Source organism: Chroococcidiopsis sp. [FACHB-1243], assembly GCF_014696895.1.
In the GTDB taxonomy this organism is placed as follows: domain Bacteria; phylum Cyanobacteriota; class Cyanobacteriia; order Cyanobacteriales; family Chroococcidiopsidaceae; genus Chroococcidiopsis.
Map to the genome: position 1 here is coordinate 62433 of NZ_JACJQX010000026.1, position 22331 is coordinate 84763.

General features: G+C 42.4%; 17 protein-coding genes. 12 read left to right on the forward strand and 5 right to left on the reverse strand.

The window, feature by feature from the left end; genetic code table 11:
- Positions 1–35: 35 nt before the first annotated feature.
- From H6G17_RS19630 to H6G17_RS19640, 3 genes are all read left to right on the forward strand, one after another.
- The gene (locus H6G17_RS19630) at positions 36–1565 is read left to right on the forward strand and encodes a site-2 protease family protein (protein ID WP_192159982.1); all 1530 of its coding nucleotides are present in this window, start codon (positions 36–38) and stop codon (positions 1563–1565) included.
- 483 nt (positions 1566–2048) lie between these two features.
- Positions 2049–5045 (forward strand): type ISP restriction/modification enzyme, encoded by a 2997-nt coding sequence (locus tag H6G17_RS19635; protein ID WP_192159984.1) that lies wholly within the window; start codon positions 2049–2051, stop codon positions 5043–5045.
- 174 nt (positions 5046–5219) lie between these two features.
- Entirely contained in the window at positions 5220–7643 is a 2424-nt protein-coding gene (locus H6G17_RS19640; protein ID WP_192159986.1) for a dynamin family protein, read from the forward strand.
- A gap of 195 nt (positions 7644–7838) precedes the next feature.
- Here the strand turns inward: H6G17_RS19640 and H6G17_RS19645 are convergent, their stop codons facing one another.
- Positions 7839–8558: a DUF4142 domain-containing protein gene (locus H6G17_RS19645; protein WP_242038493.1), complete on the reverse strand. Its 720-nt coding sequence runs from the start codon at positions 8556–8558 to the stop codon at positions 7839–7841.
- Between H6G17_RS19645 and H6G17_RS19650 the strand changes: the two genes are divergently transcribed.
- The gene (locus H6G17_RS19650) at positions 8557–8820 is read left to right on the forward strand and encodes a hypothetical protein (RefSeq protein ID WP_192159988.1); all 264 of its coding nucleotides are present in this window, start codon (positions 8557–8559) and stop codon (positions 8818–8820) included. The genes H6G17_RS19645 and H6G17_RS19650 overlap by 2 nt on opposite strands.
- 24 nt (positions 8821–8844) lie before the next feature.
- A complete protein-coding gene (locus H6G17_RS19655; RefSeq protein ID WP_192159990.1) occupies positions 8845–10368 on the forward strand; it encodes an Ig-like domain-containing protein in 1524 nt (507 codons plus the stop codon).
- A 2-nt stretch (positions 10369–10370) separates the two neighbouring features.
- On the opposite strand, the gene H6G17_RS19660 is transcribed toward H6G17_RS19655, so the two are convergent.
- Complete coding sequence (locus H6G17_RS19660; RefSeq protein WP_192159992.1) at positions 10371–11780, reverse strand: isochorismate synthase; 1410 nt, start codon at positions 11778–11780, stop codon at positions 10371–10373.
- A gap of 97 nt (positions 11781–11877) precedes the next feature.
- Here H6G17_RS19660 and H6G17_RS19665 point away from each other — a divergent pair, with 97 nt between their 5' ends.
- The 4 genes from H6G17_RS19665 (at position 11878) to H6G17_RS19685 (ending at position 15700) form a co-directional block, all read left to right on the forward strand.
- Positions 11878–12129 carry a hypothetical protein gene (locus H6G17_RS19665; protein WP_192159994.1) on the forward strand — a complete coding sequence of 84 codons (252 nt, stop codon included), beginning with the start codon at positions 11878–11880 and terminating at the stop codon, positions 12127–12129.
- Between the two features lie 147 nt (positions 12130–12276).
- Complete coding sequence (menA, locus tag H6G17_RS19675) at positions 12277–13185, forward strand: 2-carboxy-1,4-naphthoquinone phytyltransferase (RefSeq protein ID WP_192159998.1); 909 nt, start codon at positions 12277–12279, stop codon at positions 13183–13185.
- 53 nt (positions 13186–13238) lie between these two features.
- Positions 13239–14213: an o-succinylbenzoate synthase gene (locus tag H6G17_RS19680; protein WP_192160047.1), complete on the forward strand. Its 975-nt coding sequence runs from the start codon at positions 13239–13241 to the stop codon at positions 14211–14213.
- Positions 14198–15700: a 2-succinylbenzoate--CoA ligase gene (locus tag H6G17_RS19685; protein WP_192160000.1), complete on the forward strand. Its 1503-nt coding sequence runs from the start codon at positions 14198–14200 to the stop codon at positions 15698–15700. Before H6G17_RS19680 ends, H6G17_RS19685 begins: the two co-directional genes overlap by 16 nt.
- Here H6G17_RS19685 and H6G17_RS19690 read toward each other — a convergent pair.
- Entirely contained in the window at positions 15660–16067 is a 408-nt protein-coding gene (locus H6G17_RS19690) for a thioesterase family protein (protein WP_192160002.1), read from the reverse strand. The genes H6G17_RS19685 and H6G17_RS19690 overlap by 41 nt on opposite strands.
- 187 nt (positions 16068–16254) lie before the next feature.
- Positions 16255–17031: an ABC transporter permease gene (locus H6G17_RS19695; protein WP_192160003.1), complete on the reverse strand. Its 777-nt coding sequence runs from the start codon at positions 17029–17031 to the stop codon at positions 16255–16257.
- Between the two features lie 23 nt (positions 17032–17054).
- On the opposite strand from H6G17_RS19695, the gene H6G17_RS19700 reads away from it, so the two are divergent.
- Together H6G17_RS19700 and H6G17_RS19705 are read left to right on the forward strand one after the other, a co-directional pair.
- Entirely contained in the window at positions 17055–19106 is a 2052-nt protein-coding gene (locus H6G17_RS19700; RefSeq protein ID WP_192160005.1) for an FAD-dependent oxidoreductase, read from the forward strand.
- A gap of 71 nt (positions 19107–19177) precedes the next feature.
- Positions 19178–20233, forward strand: a complete 1056-nt coding sequence (locus tag H6G17_RS19705) for an aromatic ring-hydroxylating dioxygenase subunit alpha (protein WP_192160007.1) — start codon at positions 19178–19180, stop codon at positions 20231–20233.
- Between the two features lie 119 nt (positions 20234–20352).
- Here the strand turns inward: H6G17_RS19705 and H6G17_RS19710 are convergent, their stop codons facing one another.
- The gene (locus tag H6G17_RS19710) at positions 20353–21327 is read right to left on the reverse strand and encodes a cysteine synthase A (RefSeq protein ID WP_192160009.1); all 975 of its coding nucleotides are present in this window, start codon (positions 21325–21327) and stop codon (positions 20353–20355) included.
- 225 nt (positions 21328–21552) lie between these two features.
- Between H6G17_RS19710 and H6G17_RS19715 the strand changes: the two genes are divergently transcribed.
- A complete protein-coding gene (locus tag H6G17_RS19715) occupies positions 21553–22311 on the forward strand; it encodes a HEAT repeat domain-containing protein (protein WP_192160049.1) in 759 nt (252 codons plus the stop codon).
- The last annotated feature ends 20 nt before the right edge of the window (positions 22312–22331 follow it).

Below are 22331 nucleotides of genomic sequence, written 5' to 3' on the forward strand. Positions count from 1 at the left end.
AGACTTATGCTCCCTAGCTGCGATCGCAATTCACAATGTTTACTACGGCATCAGAAACCCCCATCATCCTCACCGTTGTCTTGGTTGCACTCGGTATCTTGAGTTGGGGCTTTATCAGGGCGAGGAAATTTGGCAAACTCGGTATCCTCGCCTGGTTACAGTCAGTAGTGCTGATTTCTCCCTGGCTGCTATTCTTTGGCTTATTCGCCACCGGAATTTATCTCAATTTGGCAGGAGTGTTGCTGTTAATCGTCGCTTCGACAGCTATATATGTCTTTCTCGGCAATCGCCTCCGCGCCGCTGGACAAGATGCCATTCTCCGCGCCAAAGCTACAGAAAAGCTGGCAGGTAACTCGACAACCCCAGAACCAAATGCAGCAGATGATGGTTCGGTTAAGGCAGTAGAAATACTGAACAAGCCGGAGGTAATGCCCATCCCAGATGAAGACCTGACCGCGATTCGCGGCATTTTTGGCATCGACACGTTTTTTGCCACAGAGTCAATCCCTTATCAGGATGGCGTAATTTTCAAAGGCAACCTACGCGGAGAACCAGAAGCAGTTTTCAATCGCCTCAACACAACTTTACAAGAACGCATGGGAGTCAGCGAAACGGCTCCAGAAAAACCTCGCTATCGCTTATTTTTAGTCGAAAATGTCGATGGTAGACCAGTCGTCATCGTCCTTCCTAGCCGCAACGACCCTCGCCCTTCAACCGTAGGACAAAAGATTTTCGCGCTAGTCCTGTTTCTCGCTACCATTGCCACAAGTTTAGAAACTGCTGGTATTCTGCAAGGATTCGACTTCTTTACAACTCCAGCTCGTTTCCCTGAAGCTTTACCAATTGCATTGGGAATTCTGGCTGTTTTAGCCGCCCACGAAATCGGACACCGGGTATTAGCCCAGCGCTACCAAGTTCGTCTCAGCCCTCCTTTCTTCCTGCCAACGCTGCAAATTGGAGCATTTGGAGCAATTACGCGGATTGAGTCGCTACTATCCAGCCGTACAGCCTTATTTGACATTGCCATAGCTGGTCCCGTCGCTGGGGGTGTTGTTTCCTTACTCATGCTGTTTGCGGGTCTAATCCTCTCGCATCCCGGCAGCATGTATCAGGTTCCATCGCAATTTTTTCAAGGCTCAATTTTGGTGGGAGCTTTATCTAAAGTTGTGTTAGGTTCTGCCGTCAACCAAGCTTTGGTAGACGTTCACCCGCTGACAATTATCGGCTGGTTAGGTTTGGTAATTACAGCACTGAATCTGATGCCAGCCGGACAGTTAGATGGTGGGCGAGTCGTACAAGCAATTTACGGGCGTAAAACCGCCGGACGCACGACTTTTGCCACAGTAATCGTTTTGGCGATCGCATCTTTAGCTAATCCGTTAGCTTTATACTGGGCAGTTGTTATCCTTTTCTTGCAGCGAGATTTAGAACGCCCTAGCCTGAATGAGTTAACAGAACCAAATGACGCAAGAGCAGCTTTAGGTTTACTCGCTCTATTCTTGATGATAGCTATCCTCCTACCCCTCACACCCGCATTAGCAGGGCGCTTGGGAATTGGTGGTTAAAAGAAATCTCCAAGTCCCCCTTTTTCAAGGGAGTCTAGGGGGATCTCCAAGTCCCCCTTTTGAAGGGGGATTTAGGGGGATCTCATAACCGGTTTCAATCGCGTGAAATACATAATTAGCAGGGGCGCACAGCCGTGCGCCCCTACCAGTTTCATGTACGCAATTTCATGCCACCATATATTACCAATACCCTCAAAATTTGGACGAACTAAAAACTTTGCTTCACACTTTCCACATCATACTTTTTAAATTTTTTATATATCTAACCTTGCTTTTATAAAGTTATCAACAGCGAATCTACATTTTCTCAAATCCGATATTTCAGCAAAATTCCATCATAAAAATCACAATAATTCCTCGTAAAAACTCAATAAAAAATCTGTATAAGCGCTGAAAATAAGAAACCCTAATTTTCACTGAAGCGCTTAGATTTTGCCTGAGCCAGACTTGAACTCAACGAGTTCTATTAAAGTCTTTGGCTTTGTGTCAAAAGTTCTGATTAGTCAATATCAAGCAGAAAGAGCAAGAATTATCCGCTTTGAAAGAACATTTCAGACAGATTCTTTGCGGATTGCTTTTCAAAAACTATTACATGAATACTGCAAAACTAAAGATTTCCAACTAATTCTAGAATTAGATTATCAAACCAGAATTGGTAAAGTTATTTACCCTGACGGTACAGTTAAAGATGCTCTGCGCCTAAATTGGGGTTATTGGAATAGAGAAACTAATAATTTAGATCGAGCAATTGAAAATAAACTATCCCAAGGTTACCCAGATAGCAATATTTTATTTGAAGACTCGCAAACAGCAGTTTTAATTCAAGCTGGAACTGAAGTTATGCGCGTTTCCATGCAAGATGGAGACGCACTAGAGCAAATTCTCAATCGTTTCCTCAACTATATTCCTCCAGAAGTCAGAGATTTTCGCGCTGCTATTGAGACATTCAAGCAAGACTTACCAACAATTCTCAATACACTACGAGACATGTTGGAACAACAAAGCGCTAGAAATCCAGAATTTCAAAGGGCAAAACATCAAATTTGGGAAATTTGCAAAGAATCAATTAATCCTGACATTACTTTATTAGATATTCGGGAAATGATGATTCAGCATATTTTAACAGAAGATATTTTTAGCAGTATATTTAGTGAATCTCAAGATTGTCGAGAAAATAATATTGCTCGCGAATTACAACAAGCTTTAAATACTTTTTTTACAAGCAGTACAAAAAACAATTTACTGAGTACTATCGAACGTTACTATGGTGTGATTAGAAAAAATGCTACTAATATCTACAACCATTCTGAAAAACAAAAGTTTTTAAAAGCCATTTACGAAAACTTTTATCAAGCATACAATCCTCAAGCAGCAGATCGCTTGGGGATTGTTTATACACCAAATGAAGTGGTTCGCTTTATCATCGAAAGCGTGGATTATTTACTAAAACAGCATTTCCACAAGAAATTAGCTTCAAAAAATATTGAAATTCTCGATCCTGCAACTGGTACGGGAACGTTTATTACTGAATTAATTGAATACTTACCGAAAAATAAACTGACATATAAATATAAAAACGAAATTTTTTGCAACGAGATTGCAATTCTACCTTATTACATAGCTAATCTGAATATTGAATTTACTTACCAGCAAAAAATGAGGAGATATGAAGAATTTAAAAATATTTGTTTTGTCGATACTCTAGAACACGCCTTTTTTGAAGAAGGTAGACAAGAAGATTTATTTAGCTTAAATATAGAAAACAACGAACGTATTCAACGCCAAAATAATCGCACCATTTCTGTAATTATTGGCAATCCTCCGTATCATAGCGATCGCAACATCAGTTATCCTACGATCGATCGCCGCGTGAGAGAAACTTATATTAGAAATAGCCAAGCGCGGAAAACGAAAGCATACGATCTATACGCTAGATTTCTGCGATGGGCATCCGATCGCTTGGGTAAAAATGGTATTATCGCTTTTGTTTCTAATAATTCTTTTATCGATGCTCGGACTTACGATGGTTTAAGAAAAGTTATTACTGAAGAATTTAGCGAAATTTATATTATTAATCTTAAAGGTAACGCTCGAACAAGTGGCGATCGCAGGCATCGAGAAGGAGGTAATATATTTAATGATAAAATTCGTGTGGGAATTGCCGTCTATTTTCTAGTTAGAAAAGAAGGCGATCGCAATTGTCGAATTTATTACCACGCTCTCTCTGACTATGCTACTACAAAAGAGAAAAATATTTATCTAGCCGAACGCAAGTTTTTAGAAATTCAATTCGAGCAGATCGTACCAGATGCAAATAATAATTGGCTCGATCAAATAGACAATGATTTTTATACTCTCATACCTCTGGGCGACCGCGAAACTAAGTTTAGTCAAGATCGACGAGAAGCAAGAGCAATTTTTAAATTGTTTACCCTTGGAGTTATTACTGCTAGAGATGAATGGGTTTATGCCGAATCAGAAACGGTGCTAGAATCAAAAGTTAGGTACTTGATTGACATTTATAATCAAGCAGTTGATAACCGAAACGCACGGGAAAATCTGGATCGCACTATCAAATGGACGAGAAGATTAAAAAGGTATCTAAATCGAGGAATAAGATATCAATTTAAAACTAACAATATTCGAGACTGTTTATATAGACCATTTGTGACTAAAAAATTGTATTTTAGTCCAGAGGTGAATGAAATGCAATATCAACTAGGGCAAGTATTTGACAGCAACCGCCAAAATTTGTCGATCGGTTTTACTGCACCTGGTTCGACTAAATCATTCATGACTTTAGCTAGCGATCGCATTCCAGATTATCATCTTATCGGTGATTCGCAATGCCTTCCTTTATATTGCTACGATGAAAATGGCGATCGCATTGATAATATTACAGATTGGGGACTAGAGCAATTTCAAAATCATTACCGTAGAGACGTTACATGTAACGTCTCTACAATTACCAAATTAGAGATTTTTCATTACACCTATGCCGTTCTACACTATCCGGCTTACCGCGTAAAATATCAGCAGAATTTAAAAAGAGACTTTCCTCGCCTACCTTTCTACAATAACTTTTGGCAGTGGGTGAATTGGGGTCAACAGTTATTAGAATTACATATTAATTATGAAACTGTAGCACTCTACCCTCTCCAGCGCATCGATCTCCCAACACGCAGCGCTATGAAGGTGAAACTGAAAGCAGATCGCGATCGAGGCAGAATTATTATAGATACGGTGACAACCTTAGAAGGCGTTCCTACATCTGCTTGGGAATATATGTTAGGAAACCACTCAGCTTTAGAGTGGGTGTTAGAGCAATATAAAGAGAAGAAACCTAAAGATGCAACTGTAGCTGCCAGATTCCATACTTATCGCTTTGCCAATTATAAAGAGCAAGCGATCGCATTACTACAAAGAGTCTGTACTGTCAGCGTCGAGACAATGAGAATTGTAGGGGAAATGAGTAGTTAGTAAAACTATAATTAAAACATAGATAAGCAGGGGCGCACAGCTGTGCGCCCCTGCTTACATTTTGCGTATCAAAAAAGGCGCGATCGCGCAATTCGTATATTTACTGAAGTGATTATAAAATTGTTAAGCCAAAATCAACGCAAGTGGACTTACCATTTTGCGAGATAACAGGCAATGATTGTTCCAGCGCCTCAGCCTAACGTACAAAATTTGCAACAAGAAGCGATCGCTTTATTCAAGGAAATTGGCTTCCTGATGGATAACGCTGCTAGCGCCCTCAGTACTGATAGTTCTAGCGATAAGTACAAAGACTTTCAGCAAGAGGTCTTAAGTGTATCTCACAATGTGGAAAAATTAGAGTTGATGATGGCGATCGTTGCGCCGATGAAGGCTGGTAAGTCCACAATTATCAACGCCATTGCCGGACAGGAAATTCTTCCTAGTCGCAATGCAGCAATGACAACTCTACCAACACAAATTATTTTTAACCCGGATTTGACTCAGCCAACCTTAACCCTGAGTCCCGAAATTATCTCTGTTTATCAACAGACGCTTCAGGCTTTACAAACAAAGATTCAAACTTTGGGAATGCAGCGCATCCAAGACAAGATCGCGCAATATCCTCATTTACAAGATTTACTGCCCAAAATTCAAGACCCCACAAGTCTACAGTTGCAAGAAATAACCTCTGGACGAGAGGAAATTATTCAGGTATTGATGAGTTTGAACGATATCGTTCGCCTTTGCAATACCATTGACCCATCTACAGACCCCTTGGGAAAGCTTACAGAAGTTCCCTGCATTCAGGTTCCGATGGGGCGATCGCGCAGCCTATCTCCAGCAGATACAGCTAATAATAAGCCAGATCTACTAGGCAATTTGGTTATTGTCGATACCCCTGGACCCAACGAAGCGGGAGAAAATCTCAAGCTTGCTACAGTAGTCGCCGAACAACTCAAGCAAAGTTCGATGGTATTGATCGTACTAGACTTCACTCAGTTGAAAACAGAAGCCGCCGAACAGGTAAAACGGGACGTACAAAGAGTTATCGATCTACGGGGTAAAGATAACCTGTACATTTTAGTAAACAAAGTCGATCAACGGCGCGAAGGCGACATGACTTCAGAGCAGCTGCGCCAATTTATTGCAGCTGAATTCGGCATTGGCGATGACGATACAAACCAAGTATTTGAAGTCTCAGCTAGAAGGGCATTTTCTGCCGCTCACTTTACCCACGAACTAGAGCAGCACCCCGATCTTACTCTGAGTGAGATCCCCGCAGCACGGGTATTAGCTCAAGAAGTCTTCGGGATTGATTGGGAAGAAGAACTAGCAGAAGTTACCTCAGAAGAAATTCAGAAAAAAGCTCAAAAATTATGGAACAAATCTGGATTTGAGCCATTCTTAGAAAAAGCTGTAAAAGCATTGATGGAACGCGCCGCACCTAAGTGTTTGAAATCTGCCCTTAATCTCGGTCGCAGTCGTTTGGTACAACTAAGGGATGAAGTCAAACTCCGCAGTAGTGCTATTTGTCAAGATGCTGAAAAATTGCAGCTAGAGTTATATGCGCTAGAAGCCGATTTGCATCGCCTTGAATTGTGTCGCAGCCGCCTCAAGGATGTCGATTCGATCAAATCTCAACTGCATCAAAATCTTCACGAACTTTTGCAAGCGCTGAAAAAAGAAGCAACTGTGAATTTAGAAATTTTCTTTGCCAAAGAAGAGTACCAACGGGCTGACTTAATTAAAAAGATGGACATTAGAGCGCGGGAACTTTTCTTAACTAATATTGGTGACTTTGAACTTTTTCCTAAGTGGGTATCGTCGCGTCTCAAATCGCAAGTCGAGTTTAAAACTTCTGGTTTGTTTGAATTTGAGAGTCCCGAAGTAGCAGAAGAGTTTGTCGATCAGGCAGTCACTTATGTTAAACAGAGGGCAGATAGTTTATTAAGCAGCGTTCGCGATCGCACGACTCAAGAAATTGAACAGGCACGTCAAAGCCTATTAGATCTTCTAGAACAAGAAACAAAGCCAATTATTGAAGGAGCTTGTCAGCGATTAAATGAAGCTTTCAACTTAGATTTATCTCTGCCAACAATGCAGTGGGAGTCTTTTGAGACAATGGGATTTGTCAGACCTCCAGTTAAAAGGCAAAGTCGATTTGTCGATCGCGGTAATGTGGAAGTATTAAGAAATCAGCGTCAGTGGTGGTATTGGTTGTGGATAGTTCCCGTAGAAGTCAAAGTTCAGATCAGACGACCGCGAGTGATTGAAGATTACTATACTGTATCTTTAAATACGCTAATTGCTAAAGTTAATCAATCGATTGAAGGAAGTATTGATACTATTAATTTGGAGATCGAGAAATATCTAGATAAAGATTTTCAGCAAAGAGTAGATGCATTTTTTGCAAATCTCGATACTTTTCTCCATAATTACAGAGATAATTTGAACCAAGCTCAAATCGATCAAAAACTATCTCTAGAAGAAAAAGAAAAATTGGTAGAAGAACTGAGTTTTCTTCTACCTGAAGCCACAGCACAAATCCAAACCGCAGAAAGTTATATTGAATATACAGACCAAATGCTGAGCAACTAGTATAAGAAGAACCGATTAATGTAGAGACGTTATATGTAATGTCTCTATCTGTACGGGCGGGTTTTGACCAAAAATTTATGGTTACAGCCGTGAATCTGCTTGCTAAACCCATCTCTATCTGTACGGGCGGGTTTTGACCAAAAATTTATGGTTACAGCCGTGAATCTGCTTGCTAAACCCGCCCCTACGACTCACTTATTTTTTAGTAGCACTATTACCCGTTTGTTTTTGTGCCTGTTGCAAATGCTCTTGCACTGTGGGTAAGACTTTAGCCGCAAAAGCTTTTAGATCTGGATCTTGACCTTGTTTCGCCTGCTGGCTGAATAAAGCTTCTTGATGGGCGTGGGATTTAACTCCTGCTTCGTTCATGTATGCCTTATCAAAAGCGCTGCTAGAAAGCTTCGATAGCTTTGCCCGTACAACTTCATTTTTTTGACCGATGGTTTTTGGTGGAGTTACACCTTTTTGTTGTGCCAAAGCCATTAGCTCTTGATTAACTTTAGTATGCTCGTCAATCATGTGCTGAGCATAATCTTTTACCTCTTGGCTAGAGGCACGTTGCAAGGCAAGTTTTCCGAGTTGGACTTCCGCCATTCCCCCTTGGGCTGCTTCAGTAATAAACTGCCGATCTTGAGTGCTGAGTTGCTGATCTTGCCCTGTTGTGCTGGGTTGAGTCTGAGTTGAATCGCGATTAGGTTGGTCGATGCTGGGATTCAACTCAGTTGCACCAGGTTTAGAGCGAGTTGCATCAGGAACAGGCTGCGTCGTTGTCCCAGGAGAAGATTGAGTTGGAGATTGACTTGATTGTGCTAAGGTTTTGTATTCTAAAGAGACAAACAACCCGACTGCCACAAGAGCAGCAGTGATAATTTTGCGTTGCATTGCTATTAAACTTCCTTGTTTTGTAATGCTCATGCATTCCTCACACCCTCAGTCATGCCGTCAAGTGACTGACAGATCGCGGGTGTTTGTTAAGCGATTGTTAAAGGTGTGGCGATCGCATTTGACTAGTACATCTGCTTCGTCCGTACCTATTCTCTATTTGCAATCTCCAGCCGATCGCCAACCTCTACCTGAAGAGTCATTCGTCATTGGTCATTCGTCATTGGTCATTTGTTATATTGACTACAAAAAATCAGGGAGCAGGGAGCAGTTATCAGTGACTAACAACCAATAACCAACTACCAACTACCAATTCAAGATGTCAGCTACTAAGTCTTGGTTTCAACCAATCGATCGCGTGGCGATCGCCCTGATCTTCGTTCTCAGTCTGCTCATTGGACTGTTGGTGTGGCGCGGGGATACAGTTGCACCCAAAGTGAGAGATTTTAGTTGGCAAGCTAGACAGATTGGTGCTAGCGATCGCTCTTTTAGCCTCACGTTTAGCCGTCCGATGAATACTAACAGCGTCGAGGCAAACTTACAAATCGATCCGCCACTACCAGGTAAAGTTAGTTGGGCAGGACGACGGTTAGCGTATACTCTCCTAGAACCAGCACCCTATGGCGCGACGTATCGCGTGCAGTTACGCTTTGCCAGAGATAAGTTTACGCCTGAAACAGATTTGAGGCGGCTGCTACAACCTTTTGAGGCAACTTTTAGTACCCGCGATCGGGCTTTTGTCTATCTCGGTGTAGAAGGAGAGGAACAAGGCAGGCTCGTCCTTTACAATTTTACCCAGCAAAAGAAAACGATCCTCACGCCAAAAAATTTGGCAGTCGTTGATTATCAGCTTTATCCACACGGTGATAAAATTCTCTTTTCTGCTAGCGATCGCCAAAATCGGCAAAATCAAAATCCCCAAGGTTTACTTTCTGCCCAAATTTATACTGTCACAACCGGAATTTCTACCCCTCAACCAGATCGGACTCACTGGTTTTCTTTCCTGAATCGGCAACAAGTCCCGTCTCCAGGCAAAATTGACCTAATTTTAGATAACAAAGACTATCAAAATCTCAAATTTGACTTGTCTCCCGATGGCAACACGATCTTGGTGCAGCGTGTCAGCCAGCGTCAATCCGATCGATTTGGTTTTTGGATCGTCCGTCCCAATTCTCCACCGCTAGAAATGGCAACGGAACCAGGGGGAGACTTTCTAATTACTCCTGATAGTCAAACAGTGGCAGTTGCCCAAGGACAAGGAGTCGCAATTTTACCTTTACAAGCTGATGCCAAAAAGCCCTTAGAATTTCTGCCTCAATTTGGTATGGTACTGGACTTTGCCCCCGATGGTACGCAAGGGGCAATGGTGCGGTTTAATTCCGATTACACGCGATCGCTATTTCTAGTCACAAACCAAGGGGTACAAAGAGAATTATTACGCACGACTGGTTCTATTCTCAGCGCTCAGTTCGATCCTCGTGCTGGAATTCTCTACTGCTTGTTAACGCAGTTGATGCAGGGAAATACTTATGAGGAACAGCCGTATTTAAGCGCGATCGATCTTAAAACAGGCAAACAAACACCTTTGGTAGTGCTACCCAATCAGAGAGATATTCAGATGAGTTTAGCTCCCGATGGCTTGGGTTTGCTATTCGATCAAGTTGTGACAGCAGCTAATGCTAACCCATCTCCTACTTTACCCCGTACCGAGCAAGGACAGGCGATCGCCACCAGTCATTTATGGCTACTCCCACTCCCTGAAACTATAGATACAAGTCTGCCACAGCAACTACAACCCGAACAGCTACCTTTACCTGGCTTTCGTCCCAGATGGATACCTTAGTCTCAAATCAAAGCCTTCAGTAAGGCCTGTAATTTCAACCTGACTTCGGCAATTTCTCGATCGGGATTAGAGCCAGCAACAATTCCAGCACCAGCATATAACCTAGCGCGATCGCCATCAATTAAAGCCGAACGAATTCCCACAATAAATTCGCTATCTCCTTGATGATTTACCCAACCTAAAGGTGCGGCATACAAACCTCTTTCACACTTTTCGTAGGTGCGAATTTTCTTGCAAGCGAGTTGTCTGCTAACTCCTCCTACTGCTGGAGTTGGATGTAAAGCGGCAATAATTTCTAATGGATGAACGTTTATGGGAACTTTAGCTTGAATTGGTGTCCATAAATGTTGAATATTTGCTAGTCGCCGTAACCGAGGCGATAATAATTGTGGAGCAATACCGAGTTCTTGCAAACTTTGCGTAATAAAGTCAATTACGACTCGATGTTCGTGTCTTTCTTTTTCACTCTGCAATAATTGATTGGCTAATATTGCATCTTCCGCCGTTGTTTTTCCTCGCGAAATCGAACCTGCTAAAGCATCGGTAAATAGTTGGCGATCGCGAATGCTAATTAATCGTTCTGGACTTGCACCGATAAAGTTTTGCCCTTTCCCATTATGAGTAGAAAACACGTAACAATCGGGATGCATCTGTCGCAAGCGGTTGAGACAATTAAATAAGTTAAAGTTTGTACTTGTCTGCACGTCAATTGCATGAGCTAGGACAACTTTACTCAGTTGTTGTTCGTAAATTAATTCCGAACAGTCAATGACTGCTTGTTTAAAGCGAGCGATACTACTAACATCGACTTGACTAAATTCTCGTTGAAAATGAGTTTCTTCGTTTTCTGGCTGTTCTATTGAGGTAATTTCATGAATCTTGCGCCATAACTGTTGAATGAATACGTCTATATTTGTATCTGCTTCAATTGGCAAGTTAGCAACTAATACGCAGCGATCGCCTTGTCTAGCAATTTGCCAGCGGGGTAGAAATACTGTAGCAACTGGAAAGGGATAATCTGCTGTAGCCTCCGAGAAAAAACTGAAGCTACAAAAAAAATGTGGTTTAGCAAAAGTATGGTTAGAAGAATCAAAAATATCGGTTTCTTTTAAACAAGAGCGAATAAACTTTTGAGTCAGATGAAAACGATTTGCACCTGCCAATTGTAACTGTGCTACAGCATCAATAGCAGCGATCGCCTCTCCTTTACTTTTATTCTCGAAATAGAAATTTAATTGATGGGGTCGAGCTAGTTTTTCTAGTAAAGCCAGCGGATCGATCGAATCGATCTCCAGAGAAATGCTGACGATTTGAGAACAATTTCGATCGCAGTTTTTTTGCGAAGCTACAAGAAACTGGTATAGCTTCTGGCAGTTTAAGTGGTAGTTGGCAGGGCGCGGTAAAAGGAGCATGAATGTTAAAGTAAACTATTTTTGCATCCAAGTTTAGTAAATTTTTTTTAACTGTAAATTTTTTTTAACTTCTGTTCCTAAAGATTATTAAATCGTGATGGGATGGCTACAGGCGATCGGTTTGCATACGAGGAGCGAGGAGGGAGGAGTGAGAGGCGAGAGAAAACCGCTAGAACGCAGACAGCATGGGAATGACAGCTACTCTCACGCCGCAAATGCACCGATTCCTATAGTACAAGAAATGGGGACAGTAATCAGCAATCAGTTATCAGTAATCAGTTATCAGAAGCCAGGAGTCGTAGGGGCGGGTTCACCAAATATCTCTGAGTCCGACTCAGATTTCGGGTGAACCCGCCCGTACAGGAGTCAGAAGAATATAAGTACAATCTCTTCCACGCACCACGACGCGGCTTTATTGCGGAGGACACCTCCGCAACCGCCTGCTTCATCACGCACCGCGTACCACGCAATTACCCATTACCAATCACCCTTTAAAATGACAACAAAGCTGATTACATATTCTAATTCTCAACCTAAATCGAAATTGTGGATGGCAGCAATTAAACCACCAATGTACAGCGTTGCCATTATTCCAATTTGGGTAGGAACTGCGGTAGCAGTTGCGCAAACAAAAAGTTTGAATGCAGGTGTATTTTCGGCTTTTCTCACTGCTGCTATCTGTATTGTGGCTTGGAGTAATATCAGCAATGATGTTTTCGATTCTGAAACTGGAATCGATAAAAATAAAGCTCACTCTTTGGTGAATTTAACTGGAAACAAACGCCTAATTTTCTGGATTGGGAATCTGTTTTTGACTTTGGGTTTATTGGGTATTTTAGCGATCGCCTGGTGGCAACGAGACTTAACTATAATTGAAATTATCCTCGCGTGCTGCGCGATCGGCTACGCTTATCAGGGACCACCTTTTCGCTTAGGATATCACGGTTTAGGGGAAATTCTCTGCTTTGTGGCTTATGGTCCGCTTGCAGTTTCAGCAGCTTACTATAGTCAAACTCAATCTTGGTCAACAACAAACTTAGCCGCTTCAATTATTGTCGGAACTGTCACTAGCTTAATTTTGTTCTGTTCTCACTTTCACCAAATCAAGGACGATCTCGCTGCCGGAAAGCGATCGCCTATTGTCCGTTTGGGTACGGCTTTATCTGCTAATTTATTACCCTGGATTTGTGGCAGTATTTACGCTTTAATTAGTGTATTGACAATCTTGCATATATTTCCAGTTTGGACTTTACTCAGTTGGTTAAGCTTACCCTTCGCAATTAAGTTGTGTCGGCACGTTCTACAATATCACGATCGACCAGAAAAAGTGAGCAATTGTAAGTTTATCGCCGTAGGGTTACATTTTGTCTGCGGATTACTATTAGGATTGGGATTTATGTTATAGGTGTCAGTTATTAGTGACTGGTGACTAGTGGCTGGTGGCTAGAGAAGATTCCCATGACTCAATTCGATTTTCGTCCTTATCGACGACGATTTAAACCACCTCTACAAACAAATCATGGTGTTTGGGACGTGCGGGATGGGATTATTATTCGATTGACTGGCGATTCTAATGTGGGATATGGTGAGATTGCGCCTATTAGTTGGTTTGGTTCAGAAACAGTAGAACAAGCGTTAGATTTTTGTCGCCAGTTACCAAAAGAAATTTCTGAGGAAACTATTTTTTCGATTCCCGATCGCCTTCCCGCTTGTCAGTTTGGGTTTGAGTCAGCATGGGAAGATATTAATTGTTGTAGGAACGTACAAATCGCTCCTAAAACATCCCTTCCCTACAGTGCCTTACTTCCTGCTGGCAAAGCAGCCTTATCAACCTGGCAAAGTTTAGCAAAAGACGGTTACAGCACCTTTAAATGGAAAATTGGAGTTTATCCCATTGCTGAGGAATTGGCTATTTTTCACCATTTAACTGAAGTGCTACCAAAGGGAGTAAAACTGCGATTAGATGCCAATGGGGGACTGAGTTATGAAGAGGCAAATTTATGGCTTTATAACTGCGATAATATTATGGCAGCGGGGATAGGTGTAGAAATTGAATATATCGAACAGCCACTTGCTGTAGAAAAGTTTACTAAAATGCAGGAATTGAGTTACTTTTATGCTACCGCGATCGCGCTCGATGAATCTGTAGCTAATCTGACTCAATTAGAGGCTTGCTATCAGCAGGGATGGCGAGGAATTTTTACGATCAAACCCAGTATTGCTGGTTCGCCAAGTCGTTTGCGAAAGTTCTGTCAAGAACACAAAATTGATGCGGTATTCTCTTCCGTATTTGAAACTATTGTCGGTAGACAAGCAGCTTTAAAACTAGCAGCAGAACTATCTCTAAATCACCGTGCAGTTGGTTTTGGTGTAAACTTCTGGTTAGAAGCAAACGAACAAACTTGGCTAGAACAATTATGGCAAGCTTGTTAGAAGCTATAAAAAAATCTGGCGATCGCCATTGGTTAATTGGTGGCGATCGCGACGAACTTGTCGAACTAGCAGAGCAATTTTATCGAGCAATTGTTAAACAATCTTTTCAGCATAAATCACCTAAAATTATTTTAGCTGAAAGCAACCCAATTCGATTTCTAGCTGGATTTATTGCCGCCTGTAGTGCAGATTGTTCTGTCTTTCTCTGCAATCCCTTTTGGCAAGAAGGAGAATGGCAGCAAGTTTTTGACATCGTACAGCCAGAAATTGTCTGGGGAGAAGTCAAAATTGAGGAGTCAGGAGTTGTAGAGGCGGGTTTAGCAAACAAGCTGGCAAATGGGGCAATACACCTCAGTCAAAACCCGCCCTTACACCAGTCAGAAGTGTTTCACGCACGACGCACGACGCACTCTCCCCTAATTATGGTTCCCACGGGTGGATCGTCGGGTAAAATTCGTTTTGCCATTCATACATGGGATACATTAAATGCCTCCGTTCGAGGCTTTCAAACATACTTTCAAATTCAGCAAATTAATTCTTTTTGTGTTTTACCTCTATATCATGTTAGTGGCTTAATGCAATTTATGCGATCGCTAACTTCTGGTGGTAAATTAGCGATTTTTCCTTTTAAAACTATAGAATCTGGAGTTATACCCGATATCGATCCTGAAGATTTTTTTATTTCTTTGGTTCCAACTCAACTTCAGCGTCTATTACAGGTTCCAAATTTAGTCGATTGGTTGGCACAATTTCAAACAGTATTATTAGGTGGCGCGTCTGCTTGGCAGGAACTTTTAACTCAAGCTAGAGATTATAAAATTAGATTAGCACCTACCTATGGGATGACAGAAACGGCATCACAAATTGCTACCCTCAAGCCAGAAGATTTTCTTCAAGGACATAACAGATGCGTTCGAGTTTTACCTCACGCGCGAATTAGAATTATTAATTCTAAACATGAAATATTAAATCCCAATGAAATTGGCACGATTTGCATTCAAGCTAAGTCTTTAGCTTTAGGCTACTATCCAGATTTGTTAGAACAAGTAGAGATTCAGGTAGACGATCTAGGTTATATAGACGATCGCGGCTATTTAAATATTGTCGGTCGCAACAGTCATAAGATTATTACAGGAGGCGAAAACGTATATCCTTGTGAAGTTGAGGCGGCGATTAGAGCAACTCAGTTAGTCGATGATATTGTTGTAATTGGACTTGGCGATCGCATTTGGGGAGAAGTCGTCACGGCAATTTACGTTCCTAAATCCCCGTCTGTTTCTGCAAGAGAAATTAAAGCCGCGATCGCCAATAGTTTATCTAAGTTTAAAATACCTAAATATTGGATTAGCGCTCAAAAGTTACCTCGTAACGCGCAAGGCAAACTCAACCGAGAACAATTACATGCGATCGCACTTTTGACTCAAGAAAATCGCGATCCAGATTTGTCTAATTTAACCATTGCTGAAACCACTGGACGATCTCGCTAGGTAGTTGTTGTCTCTTTCTGCTTTTAGGATCGATACAAACGTGTTCTGTCAAGACTTTCGCAACTTCGCGATCGCCTGCATCAACCATTTTATACGTTACCTCAAAATAATCGTCGCCCATATATTTTGGCGTGAGGTCGATTAAAATCTTATCGCCACAAAACATCGGACGGAAAAAATCTGCACTGGCATGAACGATTGGCATGGCAACCGACGATTTACTGAAAAATGCTTGAATGTTAACTCCCGATGCCGCTAAAGACTCTTCGTAAGCTTCATGGCATATGGATAGAACGTTAGCAAAGTAGACAACCCCAGCCGCGTCAGTATCCTGAAAGCGAATAGTACGAGTATATGTAAATGTCATTTATCGAGGAGTATGTTCACATCTATTTATCTCCGATAGTGCCAGAATTGGCTACCAATTTTTCTTTTTTTCTTAATTTTTAACGTCAATCCAGAGTGAACAGGCATTAAATATTCTCCAATCTGCATAAAAAGAGGGCTTTATTCCCTCCTTAAAAAGGGGGTTAGGGGGGATCGAGAGTACTAGATCACAACCTTCTCTCTACCACCAACATCCGTCGATAAGATAACCATCCTCCCAGTACCATCAATCCCGTGAAGCCAACTAAAAACCAGAAATTCTCGGTAATTTCAGCCATCTCACTTCCGTTAGCAGAAACTTTTAAAAAAGCTGTATTCATGTGATAAATCGGGTTAAACTTGGCAATCTGCTGTAAATTTTTTGGAAACAAAAAAGCGGGGATAAAAGCACCGCCTAACATCAACAACGGTACGCCAAAAGCAGCAATTAAAGCATTTACATCTTCCGTGCGGCGAGCTAATTGCGTGCCTAAAATAAAACCTAAACCTACGTATGCAGCTATACTCAGTAAAATAATTAAGCAGCCCAAAATCAAGGAGCCATTGAAACTAGCATTAAAAAATAATGAAGAAATCGTATAAATTAGTACAGCTTGTCCTATGCCAATACAACTGTGAGCGAGAAAAATTCCTAAAAAGTAGGAAGTGCCACTTAGAGGAGAAATGAATAGACGCTTGAGAGTTTGTTGTTCTCGTTCGGAAACGATAGTAGCAACCGTACCACCCAAACAGCTGAAAAACAACGCTGCTCCTACTAACGTTAAGGGTGCAGCAATATTAAAAGCTTGGTCTATTGACAGCTTGGCTCGTTCTGCCAAAATAAATCCGTTAAGTAACAATACAGAGACAGGAAAAATACTCCAAAAAATTAAGCTGCGACGGCGACGCAGTAGTTCAATTAAGATTCGTTGTGCTACAGCCAGCGTTTCTCGCCAATATTTCATCGTGATGGGAGTGAGGAGTTAACTTGAATCCATTATCAAACGACGTGCTTTCACAGCCAATTTCTCGACGCACTTTATTTAGGCTATGTGGGATTGGTGCTGTCGGGGGAGTTGTGGGATACACTCGGTTCTCAAAACCACAGCCTACGGTGTACCAACCAGATAGATTAGATTTACCGCGATCGCTAACTCAATCGAAAAGCGTAGTTGTTGTCGGTGGAGGATTAGCTGGATTAGCTTGCGCCTACGAACTGAGTCAGCGCGGATTTGCCGTGAAGCTATTAGAGCGATCGCCACAACTGGGTGGTAAGATTGCCAGCTGGCAGGTCGAAGCAGCAGGGGAAACTTTTATGATGGAACATGGCTTCCATGGTTTCTTTCCCCAGTACTACAACCTCAAGAGTATCGTGGCAGAACTGAAAATTCAGGATAATTTTCGGTCTTTAAATTCCTACGCCGTCCTTTATCGGGGTGAGAAGTACCAGCCAGAAGTCTTCCGTCCCAGTCACTCAGCTTTCCCGTGGAATATTGTCGATTTAGCGATCGCCTCTCCCAATCGGCTCAAATGGGGTATTAATCTGACAAAATGGGAACACTGGCAGGTGTTTCGGGCAATTACCGGATTTCAAACCCAAAAAACCTTTCAACGCCTAGATCATCTTTCCGTAGCCGAGTGGGTAGAACGGAGTTTTCCGCACGGATTATACGATTTATACTTTTTACCCTTCGCCAAATCAAGCTTGAATGCCCCAGATTTGATGAGTGTGGGGGAATTAATGCAATTTTTTCACTTCTACTTTTTTGGCAATCCCGAAGGACTGGCTTTTAACGGTACGCGCTACGACATGGGTACGAGTTTAGTCCAACCAATTGCGAGTGCGATCGCGCAAAATGGTGGCAAGATTGTCACAGGTGCAATCGTCACCGCAATTCAGGCTCAAAATGGCAGGATTTCATCCCTCAGCTATTCTCAGGGAGAAGGGGAGAGTACACCGTTTTGGGTAACGGGAATCGTAGGGGCGCACAGCAGTGCGCCCGTGCAAGAATCACGTAGGGACGGGTTCACCCAAAATCTCAAATCCCTCACAGATACCTTTGGTAAACCTGTCCCCACAGAAGATGGAGACAAGGGAGAAATTTCATATTACGGTGCAGCCGATCGCGTGTATGCTGTTTCTCCTGAAAATAAAGAAGCAATCTCCCTTACCTGTACCCATCAAGGCTGTACGGTACAGCTAGCAGAAGACGGCAAGTTTCACTGTCCCTGTCATGGTGCAGTATACGATCGCCAAGGGAAAGTCTTAAAAGGACCAGCACAAAGAGATTTACCCCGCTTTCAAATAACGCAACGCCAGGAAGATCGATTGCAACTTATTGCTACTAGTACTCCCGACTCCCGACTCCCGACTCCCGACTCCCGACTCCAAGCCGATTACTACGTCTTCGCCACTGACGTACCAGGAGTACAACAATTATTTACTTTAGTTACGGGAGACGTTAGCCAGCAAGCGCGATCGCAAGTCGAAAAGTTATCTATAGCCGATCCTTTCGCTGTCTGTCGCTTCTGGTTCGATCGCGATTTTGATTGGCAACACAGCAATTTTACCTCTTTATCTGGCTATCAACTCACTGATAGCATTACGCTTTATCACCGCATTCAGGAACCATATATTGATTGGGCAAATAAAACGGGTGGTAGCGTCGTGGAGTTACACGCCTATTGTTACAAAGAAAAAGAGTTTCCCCACCAGCAAGCTTTATTGACAACATTCGAGCAAGAATTATATGAAATTGTGCCGCAGTTACAGCAAGCAAAAATGTTGCATCGGGAATTAGTCAATCAAAAGAATTTCTCTGGCTATCCACCAAATAGCTATAGCGATCGACCGGAGACAAGTACGGAGATTCCTAATTTAATATTTGCAGGTGATTGGGTCAAAATGCCATTTCCTTGTGGGTTAATGGAAAGGGCTGTAAGTAGTGGATTGCTAGCAGCAAATGAGATTTTACACCGAGAAGGATTGCAAAGGCGATCGCTTTTTTCTGTCAATCCAGAGGGAATGTTGAAGATTTAATTACAGTAGGGTGCGTTAAATAACGTACCCTAAAAATTCCAAAATTATTAGATTCAAAAATATAGAAAGCTATGCAAACACCCTCGCTAGCCTCACAACAACGCGATATTCGGCAAACCGGAATTAATCCGAATCATTGGTATGCAGTCGCCCGTAGTAGTGAAGTTACAACTAACCCTATAGCCGTCACTCTTTGGCATCAAGCGATCGCCATTTACCGTGGTAATGATGGGAAAGTCTATGCTTTAGAAGATCGATGTCCGCACCGTCAAGTTAAACTCAGTCACGGACGAGTTATTGATAACAATTTAGAATGCGCTTACCACGGCTGGCGCATTGCTGAAAATGGTGAATGCGTTGACGTTCCTTACTTAGCAGCAAATCAAAAACTACCCAATTGCAAAATTCGCCATTATCCAATTCGAGAACAAGATGGTTTTGTTTGGTTATTTCCTGGCGATCTCAATCTAGCTACGCAACTTCAACCTCTAGGCTTACCAGAGTGGGATCATCTCAACTATATTGCCACTATTTCAATTATTGAATGTGCCGCCCACTATTCTTACTTAATTGAAAATTTGATGGATATGTATCATGGACATTTACATCAAAGTTGGCAAGCTTGGGCAGATCCAGTGTTGCAAGATATTTATGAAGATAAAGGACGAGTTGACGCGCATTATCAAGCACAGAGTTATTACAAAATTGATAAAATTTGGTCGATTTCACAATTGTTTTTTCCTACCTTGCGTCGGCTTCGTCCCGAACCATTAGACGTAAGTTATATTTATCCTAATTGGGTATCCACATTAGGAAATGATTTTAAAATCTATTGTTTATTTAGTCCAATCAACGAATTAAAAACCCGCGCTTATTTAATTCATTTTACTTCTCTCAATGCCTTCTGGCGCTTGCATAAATTACCCATATCCTTTCGGAGATTTGTTAAAAATAGTTTATTCGGCTCGGCACAGAAATTATTAGATGGATTAGTATTGCAAGATGTTCAAATGATTGAAGAAGAACAGCAAGCCTATCTCGCCCATCCAGAACAAAAAAATCATGAATTAAACCGTGCTTTAGTGAGCGTTCAAAAGTTGATTAGAAGTCAAGCTAGTGCCAATTAGCGATCGCTCTTTTAACCTCATACCAATCTGTAGATTTTTGCCCAGAGCCAATCCCTCATAGCCCCCCCTTTTTGAGGGGGGTTGGGGGGATCTTCCGAGACACGGCTGAATGAAAAGATCTAAGCTGGCAACAGTCCTTTTTCTGCTAACCAGGTGCGATTAAATAAGCGCGATTGGTAGCGCGTACCGCTATCGCATAAAATTGTCACAATTGTATGACCTGGACCTAATTGCTTGGCTAGTGCGATCGCCGCACCAACATTAATTCCTGTAGAACCGCCAAGAAACAATCCCTCTTCTTGCAGCAGACGGTAAACAATTTTTACTGCTACATCGTCAGTCACGCGAATTGCATCGTCAATCGGTACACCTTCCATATTCGCAGTCACGCGGCTGTTGCCAATACCTTCTGTAATGGAGTTGCCTTCACTTGTGGTTTCACCTGTTTTGATATAACTGTAAAGCGCACTACCCATCGGATCGGCTAAGACTGTCTTGATGGCAGGATTTTTTTCCTTCAGATACATTGCTACCCCTGCTAGCGTACCCCCCGTACCTGTAGACGTTACCCACACATCAACTTTGCCGTCTGTTTGTTCCCAGATTTCTTTACCTGTAGTTTCGTAATGCGCCCTTCTATTTGCTAAGTTATCAAACTGGTTTGCCCAAATTGCGTTTTCCATCTCCTCGGCAATTCTACCGGAGAGCCTGACATAATTATTCGGGTCTTTGTATGGTACGGCAGGAACGGGACGCACCTCAGCACCCAATAGCCTCAGCGCATCCATTTTTTCTTGCGATTGGGTATCGGGAATCACGATTAAGCTTTTGTAGCCCTTAGCATTACAAATATGGGCGAGTCCGATGCCAGTATTTCCCGCTGTCCCTTCTACAACCGTACCCCCTGGTTTAAGAATCCCTTTTTCTTCCGCATCCTTAATAATATAAAGTGCAGCGCGGTCTTTCACCGAACCCCCAGGATTGAGAAACTCTGCCTTACCAAGGATTTCGCACCCAGTTTCTTCACTGAAGCGGTTAAGCCGGATCAGGGGTGTATTGCCTACAGTACCGACAAACCCGTTTTTGATATCCATTCCTAAACTACCGTTAATTATCTTCTATCAAAATTCTGACTTATTGCGGTAGATGATAGGGTGCATTGTTGCGATCTTTGGGTGGCAAACCCAAGTGCAATCGCAGATAAAAACATAAAGGAGTTAGCCGTAGGGTGTCGAGCAGAGTAAAATCATTGTAGCTAACTATATGGATCGCCAAGCCACATCAATTGATGGCAAAAGAACGCGGTGAACGGATCGCTCATGTATGACGAAGACGACCTCAGCATATTAGATGAAGCAGTACAGCTAGATAGTCCCCTAGATCATCTGGGTGCTTTAACTGCTGATGCTGAAATTGCCAAACCTAACCCAGAGGAAATGCTTGCCTTATTGGAAAATCCTCAAACTCAGCAGAGGATGCTAGCAGCGCGGGCTTTTTGCGAAATTGAAGATGAGAGGGCAATACCCCATTTAATTCGCTTATTGACAGATGCTTGCCCTTTAGTCAGAGTCAGTGCAGCCTATGCGATCGGACGCAACCCCAGCCCAGAAGCGGTAGAGGCACTGATTCAACAATTAAATCGAGATTGGAACGGTTACGTACGTAAAGGAGTTGTCTGGGCTTTAGGCAACTGCCGCGATCGCCGTTCCCTCAAACCTTTAGCAGAAGCTTTGAGAACCGACATCTCCGCCGTGCGGTTGTGGGCTGCTAGTGCTCTAGCACAAATGGCAGAAATCGGTTATGAAGCAGTAGTCGGAGCCATGCCACCCCTGATTGAAGCTTTGGTGCAAGACCCCGTAGCAGCAGTCAGAAGCAATTGCGCTTGGTCGGTAGGTCAATTATGTCGCGAACTCCCTTCTAACGTCGTCTATGCTACGGCAGTCGATGCATTAATCCAAGCTTTTGCCGAAGATGAAGATTTAGGCGTAAAAGAAGATGCTAGAGCCGCCATTCTCGGTGTCGGCGATCCGCGAGGACTGCAACTGATCGAGACCTTGGAACAGGAAGGATGGTTTTAATGAATTCGGAATTCGGAATT

Excerpts from the sequence above, each read along its gene's own strand:
- H6G17_RS19630 (WP_192159982.1), top strand. The coding sequence starts at position 36 with ATGTTTACTACGGCATCAGAAACCCCCATCATCCTCACCGTTGTCTTG.
- H6G17_RS19640 (WP_192159986.1), top strand. The coding sequence starts at position 5,220 with ATGATTGTTCCAGCGCCTCAGCCTAACGTACAAAATTTGCAACAAGAA.
- H6G17_RS19650 (WP_192159988.1), top strand. The coding sequence starts at position 8,557 with ATGCATTCCTCACACCCTCAGTCATGCCGTCAAGTGACTGACAGATCG.
- H6G17_RS19645 (WP_242038493.1), bottom strand. The coding sequence starts at position 8,558 with ATGAGCATTACAAAACAAGGAAGTTTAATAGCAATGCAACGCAAAATT.
- H6G17_RS19655 (WP_192159990.1), top strand. The coding sequence starts at position 8,845 with ATGTCAGCTACTAAGTCTTGGTTTCAACCAATCGATCGCGTGGCGATC.
- H6G17_RS19660 (WP_192159992.1), bottom strand. The coding sequence starts at position 11,780 with ATGCTCCTTTTACCGCGCCCTGCCAACTACCACTTAAACTGCCAGAAG.
- H6G17_RS19665 (WP_192159994.1), top strand. The coding sequence starts at position 11,878 with ATGGGATGGCTACAGGCGATCGGTTTGCATACGAGGAGCGAGGAGGGA.
- menA (WP_192159998.1), top strand. The coding sequence starts at position 12,277 with ATGACAACAAAGCTGATTACATATTCTAATTCTCAACCTAAATCGAAA.
- H6G17_RS19680 (WP_192160047.1), top strand. The coding sequence starts at position 13,239 with ATGACTCAATTCGATTTTCGTCCTTATCGACGACGATTTAAACCACCT.
- H6G17_RS19685 (WP_192160000.1), top strand. The coding sequence starts at position 14,198 with ATGGCAAGCTTGTTAGAAGCTATAAAAAAATCTGGCGATCGCCATTGG.
- H6G17_RS19690 (WP_192160002.1), bottom strand. The coding sequence starts at position 16,067 with ATGACATTTACATATACTCGTACTATTCGCTTTCAGGATACTGACGCG.
- H6G17_RS19695 (WP_192160003.1), bottom strand. The coding sequence starts at position 17,031 with ATGAAATATTGGCGAGAAACGCTGGCTGTAGCACAACGAATCTTAATT.
- H6G17_RS19705 (WP_192160007.1), top strand. The coding sequence starts at position 19,178 with ATGCAAACACCCTCGCTAGCCTCACAACAACGCGATATTCGGCAAACC.
- H6G17_RS19710 (WP_192160009.1), bottom strand. The coding sequence starts at position 21,327 with ATGGATATCAAAAACGGGTTTGTCGGTACTGTAGGCAATACACCCCTG.
- H6G17_RS19715 (WP_192160049.1), top strand. The coding sequence starts at position 21,553 with ATGTATGACGAAGACGACCTCAGCATATTAGATGAAGCAGTACAGCTA.